11 protein-coding genes and 2 pseudogenes are annotated in these 11,170 nt (G+C 69.4%); 11 read left to right on the top strand and 2 right to left on the bottom strand.

The annotated features are described in order from the left end of the window. The 5 genes from cas3 to U9979_RS18025 all read left to right on the top strand — a co-directional run. Positions 1-954 (top strand): CRISPR-associated helicase Cas3' (gene cas3, locus U9979_RS18005; RefSeq protein WP_322780300.1); only part of this gene is annotated, 954 nt, incomplete at its 5' end. Positions 955-1,564: 610 nt separating this feature from the next. Then, positions 1,565-2,560, top strand: a complete 996-nt coding sequence (locus U9979_RS18010; RefSeq protein WP_322780301.1) for an ABC transporter ATP-binding protein — start codon at positions 1,565-1,567, stop codon at positions 2,558-2,560. Between the two features lie 41 nt (positions 2,561-2,601). Next, on the top strand, positions 2,602-3,366 hold the full coding sequence (locus U9979_RS18015) for a hypothetical protein (protein WP_322780302.1): 765 nt from the start codon (positions 2,602-2,604) through the stop codon (positions 3,364-3,366). Then, a complete protein-coding gene (locus U9979_RS18020; protein ID WP_322780303.1) occupies positions 3,309-4,568 on the top strand; it encodes a sensor histidine kinase in 1,260 nt (419 codons plus the stop codon). The genes U9979_RS18015 and U9979_RS18020 overlap by 58 nt, the downstream gene beginning before the upstream one ends. Beyond that, complete coding sequence (locus tag U9979_RS18025; RefSeq protein WP_322769401.1) at positions 4,561-5,211, top strand: response regulator transcription factor; 651 nt, start codon at positions 4,561-4,563, stop codon at positions 5,209-5,211. Before U9979_RS18020 ends, U9979_RS18025 begins: the two co-directional genes overlap by 8 nt. A 97-nt stretch (positions 5,212-5,308) precedes the next feature. On the opposite strand, the pseudogene U9979_RS18030 reads toward U9979_RS18025, so the two are convergent. After that, positions 5,309-5,742: pseudogene (locus U9979_RS18030) on the bottom strand (DDE-type integrase/transposase/recombinase); the annotation flags it as partial. A gap of 180 nt (positions 5,743-5,922) precedes the next feature. Here U9979_RS18030 and U9979_RS18035 point away from each other — a divergent pair. The 3 genes from U9979_RS18035 to U9979_RS18045 all read left to right on the top strand — a co-directional run bounded on the left by U9979_RS18035 (position 5,923) and on the right by U9979_RS18045 (position 8,715). After that, positions 5,923-7,371: a DHA2 family efflux MFS transporter permease subunit gene (locus U9979_RS18035; protein WP_322780304.1), complete on the top strand. Its 1,449-nt coding sequence runs from the start codon at positions 5,923-5,925 to the stop codon at positions 7,369-7,371. Positions 7,372-7,633: 262 nt separating this feature from the next. Beyond that, the gene (locus U9979_RS18040; protein ID WP_322780305.1) at positions 7,634-8,020 is read left to right on the top strand and encodes a transposase family protein; all 387 of its coding nucleotides are present in this window, start codon (positions 7,634-7,636) and stop codon (positions 8,018-8,020) included. Continuing rightward, positions 8,017-8,715 (top strand): ISAs1 family transposase, encoded by a 699-nt coding sequence (locus U9979_RS18045; RefSeq protein WP_322780306.1) that lies wholly within the window; start codon positions 8,017-8,019, stop codon positions 8,713-8,715. Before U9979_RS18040 ends, U9979_RS18045 begins: the two co-directional genes overlap by 4 nt. 218 nt (positions 8,716-8,933) lie before the next feature. Here the strand turns inward: U9979_RS18045 and U9979_RS18050 are convergent, their stop codons facing one another. After that, positions 8,934-9,404 carry a helix-turn-helix domain-containing protein gene (locus U9979_RS18050; RefSeq protein WP_322769910.1) on the bottom strand — a complete coding sequence of 157 codons (471 nt, stop codon included), beginning with the start codon at positions 9,402-9,404 and terminating at the stop codon, positions 8,934-8,936. A gap of 94 nt (positions 9,405-9,498) precedes the next feature. Here U9979_RS18050 and U9979_RS18055 point away from each other — a divergent pair, with 94 nt between their 5' ends. The 3 genes and pseudogenes from U9979_RS18055 to U9979_RS18065 all read left to right on the top strand — a co-directional run. Continuing rightward, positions 9,499-9,876 carry a nuclear transport factor 2 family protein gene (locus tag U9979_RS18055; RefSeq protein WP_322780307.1) on the top strand — a complete coding sequence of 126 codons (378 nt, stop codon included), beginning with the start codon at positions 9,499-9,501 and terminating at the stop codon, positions 9,874-9,876. A gap of 151 nt (positions 9,877-10,027) precedes the next feature. Continuing rightward, positions 10,028-10,544, top strand: a pseudogene (locus U9979_RS18060) (integrase); the annotation flags it as partial. Positions 10,545-10,695: 151 nt separating this feature from the next. Further along, positions 10,696-11,170, top strand: a 475-nt coding sequence (locus U9979_RS18065; protein ID WP_322780308.1) for a transposase, incomplete at its 3' end; no start/stop codon positions are given.

An 11,170-nucleotide genomic window follows, 5' to 3' on the forward strand; every position in this document is an offset into this window, starting at 1 on the left:
CCCGGGGGCGGTGACCGGCCGTCGGCCGATGGTACGGCCGCCGCGGAGTGGTTCCTCGGCGCAAAGCGGGGTCTTCTGGCGCCGGTCACGGTGGGCACCGTCGACCAGCTGCTGCATGCGGCGACGAGGACGAAGCATGTGATGCTGCGGCACGCCGGCATGGCGGGCCGGGTGGTTGTTCTCGACGAGGTGCACGCCTACGACGTGTACATGGCGCAGTTCCTGTTCGAGGCGTTGCGGTGGCTCGCGGATGCGGGTGTGCCGGTCGTCGTGCTGTCGGCAACGTTGCCGCCGGTACTGCGCCTTCGGCTGGTCCGCTCCTACCTGCAGGGCGCGCTGCAGGAACGCGACGTGGACGTGGCGGACCTTCCGGTACCGCGGGGGTACCCGAGCAGCACCGCGGTGTGCGTGACGGGCGGGAAGCGGTGGGCCGAGGTCGCGTCCGGGCCGTCGTGGCGGGACCCGATTCCGGTCGGGGTGGAGGTGCTCGCCGAGACCCCGGACTTCTCTCCGGCGACCGTTGCCGCCGCGGTCGCGGTGGAGGTGGGGGCCGGCGGGTGCGCGTTGGTGGTGTGCAACACCGTCGCCCGCGCCCAGGATGTCTACAGTGCGTTGCGTCCGGTGTTCGGCGCCGACGTCATGCTGTTGCATGCCCGGTTCATCGCGGCCGAACGCGCCGTCCGCACCGAGCGGGTGGTGGACCTTCTGGGCCGGCCGGGACGGCCGGACGGGGCAGCGCGTCCGCCGCGGCTCGTCGTAGTCGCGACTCAGGTGGCGGAGCAGTCCTTCGACGTGGATGTCGATCTGCTCGTCACCGACCTCGCACCGATCGACCTGCTCCTGCAGCGTGTCGGGCGGTTGCACCGGCACGACCGTAACGCTCTGCTCTGTGCGCATCCTGGCCTGGCAGGCTCGCTGCGGGCGTTGTACTCCTACTCGCTGAATTCAGCATAAGCCCCCAGAAACTCGGCGCTGGCCGAATATCCCGTACTGTACGTGACAATGCCGACCTGTGCTGCCCAGCTCGGCATCACGTCGGCGTCATTGATCCGCCGCATGCTGATCGAGAAGTCGCGACGCCGAGTGATGTCGCCGAACCAAGTCTGGTTCGGCGATCCGCGGCGTGCCGGCTGGCGTCAGGCCCCTCGATCTTGGCAAAGCGGGCACGGCGGCCCCGGCCTCCTGGATCGTTGATTCGTCGACAGTTGGGGCGAGGTTTCGGGGATCTCGTCTGGGCGCCTGCATTGAGGCCGCCGGCGCTCGTCTGCTGCCGGCATGCTCGACACGGGATGTCCTGGCGGAGGTGGGCTATGACGGCCGCCCGCCTCGACATCCGCCGACGCGCCCGGTTCGGCGGCCTCTTGCGCGAGTACGAACATGTCGCCTGACCTGCCCGGACGTAATTTTCGGCAGCTACACCCTCGTCGCGAGTCGCGAGTCGCGAGTCGCGAGTCGCGAGTCGCGAGTCGCGAGTCGCGGTGCCTGCGTCATCCCATGGTTGCGATTGCCGATCGCAACCAGCGGCCGATGCGCGGGAAGGGGTCTGGTCCCTAGTGTCGGTGGCATGACGAAGGCGACGCAGATACGGATTCGTGATGACGATGATCGGGCGGCGGTGGGTTATGCGATTGTCACGCGGAACTTGACCCGTCATTTCGGTGGCCGGGTCGCGGTGGATGGCGTGACCCTTGCCGTGCCGGAGGGGTGCGTGTTCGGGTTCCTCGGTCCGAATGGGGCGGGAAAGACAACACTGATAAGAATGCTGCTGGGGATGTTGCCGGCCGGCTCCGGGCGGATGTGGCTCCTGGGGGTGCCGGTGCCGGTGCCGGCCCGTCGGCGTGAGGCGCTGGCTCGCGTGGGGGCGATCGTGGAGGAGCCGGGTTTCCACGCGCATCTGAGCGGACGGGAGAATCTGCGGGCCGCGGCCGCCGTCCGTGGCGGGATGGCCGGCGCGCGGGTGGACGACGTGCTCGCCCGGCTGGGGCTGACCGACCGCGCGGATGACCGGGTTGCCGGCTATTCCCTAGGGATGCGGCAGCGGTTGGGGATCGCCCGCTGCCTGTTGTCCGATCCGCGGCTGCTGATCCTGGACGAGCCGATGAACGGGCTGGACCCGGCCGGGATCCGGCAGATGCGGGGCCTGCTGCGCGAGTTGGCCGACGAGGGCCGGACCGTGTTTTTGAGCAGCCACATGCTGGACGAGGTGGAAAAGACGTGCGATGAGGTGGCCGTGCTGGAGCGGGGACAAGTAATCGCGTCGGGCCGGGTCGCCGAGCTGACGGACCGTTCCGATGGCGTGCTGCTGGACACCCCTGACCGGGACCTCGCCTGGCGGGTGCTGACCGATCGTGGTCTGACGCGCGAGATCCACGACGACGGCACGGCCGATGGGGTCCTGCGGCTGCGGCTCGCCACCGGCGTCGACCCAGTGCGGGTGAACCGCGAACTGGCCGCCGCGGGTGTGGGCGTCCGCCGTTTCGAGCGGCTCCACACCTCGCTGGAGGAGACCTACCTGGCGCTTACGGCCAGCCGCGCGCACGACGACACGGCGAACCGGTGACGGGTATCGAGCGGGACGACGCACGGAAAAGGAGCACGACGATGGGTGGTTCACCGGCAATGGTCGGCGCGGAGGTGACCAAGCTGCGCCGGCGTCGGTCGTTGATGGCGGTCTCGGTCGCGCTGACGGTCGGCGGGGTGGTTATGCTCTACCTAGTCACTGGTCTTCAGCATCTAGGTGATCCCGTGCGTCATCCCGCGCCGGGAGGATCGGCGGGGCTGGACCACGCGGAGCAGCTGCTGTTCTATCTCGCGGGTTTCGCGGGCCTGTCGGTCGGCGCGACTGCCGGCACCGCGGACGAGGACAGCGGTGTGTTCCGCGACGCGGTGAGCACCGGCCGCTGCCGGTGGGCGCTGTTCGCGGCGCGGATTCCGGGGGTCCTGGCCGTGCTGGTGCCACTCACGCTGCTCGCGCTGGCCATCGCGATCGGCGGGGCGCTGCTGTTGCCCGGCACGACGGTATCGGCGGTGGTGGCCGCGCAGGAATCCGCGGCCGTGCTGGCGGTTGTCGTAGTCAACGGCCTGCTCGCGCTCGGTCTCGCGCCGCTGATCGGGGCACGTGGGCTGGTGATCGGGCTGCTCGCCGGGGCGATGCAGCTGTCCCGCATGCTCGAGCAGGCGGGCGCGCTCGGCCGGGTCCGCCTGCTGCTGCCGACGGCCGGACTGGACCGGCTGCTTCCCCTCTCACCGGGATCGCAACCACGCCCGGTGGCGGTCGGGGTCACCGTCGCCCTGGTGGTTGTCACGGGATGGGTGCTGGCCGCGCTGGTTGGCGGGTTCTGGCGGACGCAGACCCGGGCGGCGTGACCGGAATGAGGGCGGCGGCGCGTCGCTGGTTCAGTCGAGCCAGAGACGCGGCGCTGCTGGCGGTCGTCGCCGCCGCGGGGCTGGCCAGCCTCGCCAGCGCGGACGTGACCCCGTCCGCCGGCCAGGTCCGTATCGACGCGGCAATCGGCGCGCAGGCGGCCGCGGTCGCCGTGTTGGCGCTGCGTCGGCGGGCGCCGGCCGTGGTTGCGGTGGCGGCGATCGGGCTGAGCCTTCTGGCCGGGTGCCTCGCGGCGCACCTGGCCGCGGTCAGCCCGGTGCCCGCGATCGCCGCCGCCAGCTTCTTCATTATGCGTGGAAGCGGCCCGTGGCAGACCTTCAGCGTGGCCGCTGGGGCCGGGTCCGCGGCTGTGGGGCTGGCGACCCTGGGCACCGCGGCTTCCCGGCCGTCCGCGGCGGCCAGCGCCTTGGTCCTGCTCGCGGCGGCGATCAGCCTTGCCCTGTACATCGACCAACGCCATACGCTGCTGGAAGCCGAACGGGACCGGGCCGACCGGGCCGAACACGAGCGGGCTCTGACCGCCCGCCAGGCAGTGTTGGAGGAAAGGATCCGGATCGCCGCCGACCTGCACGACGTGGTCGGTCATTATGTCGCGCTTCTCGTCGTGCAGGCCGGCGCCGCAACTGCCGCCGCCGATGACCTGACCCAGGTGCGCGGCCTGCTCGTCAGCATGGCTGGTACCGGTCGGCAGGCGATGAGCGAGCTGCGACGCCTCGTCGGTATCCTGCACAGCGACCCGGCGCACCAGGAAACAGACGGCCGCCTTCACGAGCCGCTGGCGCCCGCGGCAGCCGGCCTTACCGACCTGCCGGGTCTCCTAGACCGGGTCCGCGCGGCGGGTCTACCTTGCGAACTCCACGTCATCGGGCCCCCCAGCGAGGTTCCAACCGTGGTCGGCCAGGCAGTGAACCGCATCGTGATGGAGGGACTGACCAACGTGGCCAGACACGCCGGGCTCGTCCCCACTGCCGTCACGATCACCTACACGCTGGACGAGGTCCGCGTTCACATCCTCAACCACACGGCGTCGACCCGCACTGAGGCCACCGGCGGCGGACGCGGCCTCGCGGGCATGCACGCCCGGGTTGACCTGCTCGGCGGGCAGCTCACCGCCGGTCCCGACGCCGAACGCGCAACCTGGTCCCTCCACGCCCGGATCCCCACCGGACTCGGCCGTGACTGACCCGATCAGAATCCTCGTCGTCGATGACCAGCCACTGATGCGTCAGGGATTCCGTCTGATCCTTGATGCCCAGCCCGACCTCACCGTCGTCGGGGAAGCCGGCAACGGCGCCGACGCCGTTGAGCTTGCCCGCGATCTGCGGCCCGACGTCGTGCTCATGGACATCCGGATGCCGATCCTCGACGGCATCACCGCCACCAGCCAGATGGCAGGCGTGAAGGTCCTCGTGCTGACCACCTTCGGCGAAGACGAATACGTCGACCGGGCCTTGATCGCCGGCGCCAGCGGCTTCCTGCTCAAGGACGCCACCCCCGACCAGCTCGTCGCGGCGGTCCGGACCGCCGCCAGAGGCGATGTCATCCTCGACCCGTCGGTCACCCGCCGGCTCCTCGACCGTGTTCTACCGGGCCTCGCTAAATCCGCCGCCGTGTCCAACCCGCCACCCGCCGTGCTGAGCCCCAGGGAAACCGAAATCCTCCGCCTCGTCGGCCAAGGGCTGTCCAACCGCGAAATTGCCCACACCCTCACCCTCGCCGAACCCACCGTCAAAAGTCACGTTTCCCACATCCTCACCAAACTCGACCTCCGCGACCGGGTACACGCGGTGCTCTACGCCCACCACCACGGACTCATCCAGACATGACCCCGGCCCACACCTGCGGCAAGCACTGCCTGCCGTTGGGTTGGCTCGGTTGCGTTGAATCGGCTCGGGACATGGCGTTGGCGGGTTGGTTGCCTGGTCAGATCGCCAGGGCGAGCTCGATGAACGCGGCCGTGAGTCGTTGATGGGGATCGGCGTTGGCGTCGGCGGCGGCGGCGAGTTCGTAGTGGCCACGGCGGAGGTTCTGGACGAACGCGTGCCCGGTGCCGACTGTCTGGGCCGAGCGGAGACGTTTCAGCCCGCGCATCGGCCGCAGTCGTGCCTTCAACCGGCCGCGGTCGGCTTCGATCTGGTGGTTGGCGTACCGGGCGTCGACGTGGTGGGCCGCGGGGAGCTGTTCGTCGAGGACCCGCGGATAGGAGGCGGCCCGGTCGGTGGTCACCTCGGCCGGGCGGCGGCCGTGGGACAGGGCCAGGTGAAGAACCGGCGGGCCGCGGCGAGGTCGCGTTTCTCGGAGGCGAGGACGTCGACGACCTAGCCGAACTGGTCGATCGGCCGGTCGAGGTAGGTCCAGACGAGGACGCATCATTCGATCATGCCCGATCGGCCGCACCTGGCTGCCGCGCCTGACCAACGCAACAGGGCAGTCGTAGGTCTTACCGAGCATGCCCTCAGTGCAGCCATCACGCTTGCATGATAAAAGCTTGTCACGTATGTTCCGCATGCATCATGCAACCTACTGAGGAGGTCAACGTGTCTACCGGCGCGAATCCGCCTGTTGCCCACCGAGGCTGGACACTCGTCCTCGCCTCGCTTGGCGTCTTCATGACTGCACTGGACACGCTCGTTGTCGCGAACTCGCTTCCGGCGCTCCGCGAGAGCCTGCACGCGAACCTCGGTGACCTGGAGTGGACGGTGAACGCGTACAACCTGTCGTTCGCCGTGGCGCTGTTGACTGGTGCCGCCCTTGGCGATCGGTACGGACGGAAGCGGATGTACGGGATCGGCCTGCTCGCGTTCACCGTCGCCTCCGCCGCGGCGGCGCTGTCGCCGAGCGTGGGCGCGCTGATCGCGGCCCGCGGTGTGCAGGGAGCCGCGGCCGCCCTCGTCATGCCGATGACCCTCACCTTGATCAGCGAGGCGTTCCCGGCCGACAAACGCGGCGCTGCCATCGGACTGTGGGGCGGCATCACCGGCCTGGCGGTCGCGTTGGGCCCGGTCGTCGGCGGTGCCATCGTCGGCGGCATCAGCTGGCACTGGATCTTCTGGCTCAACGTCCCGATCGGCTTGGCGCTGATTCCGCTGGCCGCGTTCCGCCTGACCGAAAGCCACGGCCCCCGATCGCAGCTCGACGTCGTCGGGCTCCTGCTCGCTGCCGCCGGATTCTTCGGCATCACCTGGGGACTGGTCCGAGCGAACAGCGTCGGCTGGGGCAGCGCCGAGACCGCCACCGCCTTGGTCGTCGGCGGGGCCCTCGTCGTGGCATTCCTCGTCTGGGAACGGCGCACCGCGACGCCGATGCTATCCGCGGAGCTGTTCCGGTCCCGCAGCTTCAACGCCGCCAACGGCGTCAGTTTCTTCATGTACGCCTCGCTGTTCGGCGTGCTGTTCTTGATGATGCAGTTCCTGCAGATCGGGCTCGGATACTCCCCGCTGGCTGCGGGGCTGCGGACCTTGCCCTGGACCGGGGCGCCGATGCTGGTTGCCCCGATCGCCGGTGCGCTGGCCGACCGGTTCGGCAACAAGCCGTTCATGGTTGGCGGGCTGGCATTGCAAGCCGCTGGGCTGGGGTGGATCGCCACGATCGCCAAGCCGGGAATGGCTTACACCCAGCTCGCTGTGGCGCTCGGCGTCGCCGGCGTCGGCATCTCACTGTGCTTCCCGACCGTCGCCAACGCCGTCGTCGGATCCGTCCCGGCCGCGGAGATGGGCGTCGCCTCCGGCACCAACAGCTCGCTGCGGGAAATCGGCGGTGTGTTCGGCATCGCCCTGCTCGCTACTGTTTTTGCCCACCCCGGCGACTACACCGCCACGGACACATTCATCCATAACTTCAAGAATGCTGTATGGCTCGGCGCCGCTTTCGCCGTGATCGGTGTCGCCGCTGCGGTTGCCCTCCCGGGACGTAGTCACATCGAATCCGAACTGTCCCAGCCAGCCCACGACACCGATCTCGCTGTCGCAGGCGAGTCGGTCGCATGACGAGCCGCGAGTTCCCGTTTCGGCGGCAACGTCTGCCACCTCGATCCCGTCGCTTGGCTCGGACAGGCGGGCCTGGCCGCCAGGGCTCCGGCACGTTTGAGGTTTGACGTGTAGATCCGGGTTGGCGGAGTCTGCCGGGTTGGTGCGGGTGGTGGCGTTTGCGCGGGTGGACACGGTGAGGTCACGTGTCGCGGAGAAAGGGACAGGCACGCCACTTGTAGATCACGGAGGTGTCTAACGTCTTCGTGGTCTGGGGTGCGGCATGCCTGTGGACATATTGTCGCGCGCCGTCGTCGGCGTGGTGGGAGCCGGCGGCGTGTCGGGTGAGGGAATCTGGGAGCGGCTGGCGACGGTGCCGCACCCTCGCGCGCGCAGGGGGTTGATCTACCTGCTGCCGACGCTGATCGCGGTGTGGCTGTGCGCGTTGACGGCGCCGGGGCATGACCGGGTGGCCGCGGTGACCGAGTGGCTCGCGGGCACCAGCGACGAGGAACGGCGCCGGCTGCGGCTGCCGTGGGACCCACGCAACAGCTACCGGCTGCCGGACGAGTCGACGATCCGGCGGATGCTGGCGGCGGTCGACGACGCGCGGCTTGCCGTGGCGCGAAGCGCGCGGACGGACGCCAGGTCCATCTGCTGGGGGCCGTGACCCATGGGGACGGGCTGCTCGTCGGTCAGCGCGAGGTCGACGCCAAGAGCAACGAGACCACCGCGTTCCGGCCTCTGCTCACGCCCCTCGACCTCGAAGAGAAGATCGTCACCTTCGATACTCTGCACACGGTGCGGGCCAACCTCGACTGGCTGGTCACCGAGAAGAAAGCCCACTACCTCGACGTGATCAAGGGCAACCAGCCGACGCTGAAGGCGTTCCTGGCCGCGCTGCCCTGGGCCGGCGTCCCGACCGGCGACACCACCCGCGACCACGGCCACGGCCGCGACGAGACCCGGACCCTCAAGGTCGCCACCGTCACTCACCTCGACTTCCCGCACGCCGACCAGGCGATCCGCATCCAGCGCTGGCGTCAGGAAAAGGGCCGACCCGCCACCCACGAAACCGTCTACGCGGTCACCGACGCGACCGCGCGGCAGGCGGGACCCGATCTGCTCGCAGACCTCGCCCGCGGGCACTGGCACATCGAGGTCAAGCAGCACTACGTCCGGGACGTGGCCTTCGGTGAGGACGCCAGTACCAGCCGGGCCGGCCGCGCCCCCGCCGTCCTCGCGATCTTCCGCGCGGCCGTCATCAACGCGCTCCGCCGCGCCCGCCGCCACCGCTACATCCCAGGCGGTCGCCGTGCCCACAAGACCGCCACCGCCGCGCTCAACCTCCACGACTCCCCATGACAAGCCAAACGAGCCGCCGACGCAGCCGATCTCAGCACAAGCCGGTCAGAACGCGAACGTGCCGGAGCCCTGGCCTGGCCGCAGGAAGGCGCAATCTTGTTTCGGGAACGACTTTCGTCTGTCGCGGCCGGGCCGTTGGGCGATGTCGGAACGTCGGCTGCATGGTGGGATCGCCCGCCGCTGGTTGTGATGTCAGCGTGTTCCGCAGTGGTCTCGGGTCAGGCGAGCGCGGCGCGGTGGCGACCGCCGGGACCGGGTTCGACGCGGACGTCTTGTGGGCTGAGTGTGGTGCCGCAGGCGGGGCAGTGGGTGTCTTGGCGGACCGCAGTGCCGCAGTGGGTATGGATGAAATCGATGGGCGGTCCCTGCGGTGCGTACCATCGATCGCCCCAGGCGGTCAGGGCGATGATGACGGGCTGCAGCGCGCGGCCCTTGTCCGTGGGTAGGTACTCGCGCTGCTGTGCGGATGGGCCGTACTGGTGCTGGGCCATCAGTTCGGCGGCAACGAAGCCGTCCAGGCGGTTGGCCAGAATGTTGGGCGCCACGCCGAGGCTGCGTTGGAAGTCGGTGAACCGGGTGATGCCGCGGAACAGGGCGTCCCGGATGATCAGCAGGCTCCATCGTTCGCCGACGACCTCCAGAGCGCGGGCGGCGGAGCAGTTCTGGGCCTCGTAGGTGCGACCGAGCATGGGACCACGATACCCGGGGCATTTGCATGACGCTAGCGCTTTGCTCTATCCTGCTAGCGTCATGCAAGCCTGCTTGAGAGGAAAGCGCATAGCCATGGAACACAGCACACCAATCGATGTTGTCAACGAGTACCTGGCCAGCTTCTACTCCGGTGACTTCACCCGGGCCGCAGCCATACTCGCCGCGGACTTCTCGTTCCAGGGCCCGTTCCTAAGCGTGGAGGGCCGCGACGGGTTCCTGAGCGGGGCGCAGGGGCTGCGTCCGGTGGTCCGGGGCCACCGGCTGCTGCGTCAGTGGCAGGACGGTCACGAGGTCTGCTCGATCTACGAGGTCGACCTGAGCACCCTGGCCGGCTCGGGCAGTGTGGTCATGAGCGAGTGGCACACCGTGCGCGCTGGTCAGCTCGCCAGCGGTCGCGTCGTGTTCGACACCGCACCGTTCCACGCCCTGATGCCGGCGCGGCGAGGATGAAGCCAGGTGGGCGGAGCTGGAACCGGACGCCGCGGACAAGATCATGATGCTTTCAAGGCCGCCAGCGGCAGCTTGTACGGTGCCAGAACTCAGTTTCGGGCTGTTGACCTGCGGTTTCGCTGCTGGCGACAGTGGTGGATGATCGTTGGTCATGGTGCGGGTGTTCGGCTGGCTTGTGCTGCTGACTCGCAGCGACACTGCGAGGACGGCGGAACTGCTGGTGCTGCGCCACGAGGTCGCGGTACTGCGCCGCCAGGTCAGACGTCCCCGGTTCACCTGGCCCATCGCGCGGTCCTGGCCGCGTTGACCCGACACCTGCCCCGCAAGGTCCGGTCGCACCGGCTCGTAACTCCGGCGACCCTGCTGGCCTGGCATCGCCGCCTGGTCCGCCGTCGGCGGACCTACCCGCACCGGGCAGGTCGCCCGCCGGTGAATGATGACCTCCGGGCGCGGGTGATCCGCCTAGCCCGAGACAACCCCACCTGGGGCACCGTCGCATCCAGGGAGAACTGCTCGGGCCGGGCCATCGGATCGGCGCGGGCACGGTACGTCGCATCCTCGCCGGTGCGGGACTCGGCCCGGCGCCGCGCCGCCATGCCGACCCGACCTGGCGTACCTTCATACGGACCCAGGCCGTGGGGCTGTTGGCCACCGACTTCTTCCACCTCGTGCGACGCGAAGTCGCTATGTGTGAGTGAGCCGAACGAAAGGAGGGTCGACGTGGTCGACGATTCGGCTCCGGGTTAGGGCGCGTATCGGGTTGTGATCGATCTGTGGGGTTCGTTCGTGTGGCGGGTCGGAGCGGGTAGACCGCCGTGCATGACGCGGACGCAACTGACAGACCAGGAGTGGGAGTTCATCGAGCCCCACCTGCCGATCGGCAGGTTCGGCCCGTACCCCGAGCGGCTGCGGGCGCAGTTCGAAGGCGTGGTCTGGCGGTTCCGGACGGGCGGACAGTGGCGGGAGATGCCCAGGGAGTTCGGCGCGTGGCCGACCGTGTCCAACCGTTTCCGGCAGTGGCGGAACGCCGGTGTCTTCGACGCCCTGCTCGAGGGTTTGATTGCCCAGGCCGCGGCGCGGGGTGCGGTGGACCTGTCCCTGGTCAGCGTGGACTCCACGACCGCCCGGGCCCACCACGACGCCGCCGGGATGCACCTGGGCCACGAGGTCATCACCGCCCTGGAGAAAGCCGTCGCGGAGGAGGAGACCGAGGCCCGGAAAAAGGGGGTAGCCCGGACGGACAAGACGGGCAGAACCCCGGAGGCGATCGGGCGAGGGAGGAACAGCGACGCAT

The organism is Protofrankia sp. Cas4, assembly GCF_963555915.1.
In the GTDB taxonomy this organism is placed as follows: Bacteria; Actinomycetota; Actinomycetes; order Frankiales; family Frankiaceae; genus Protofrankia.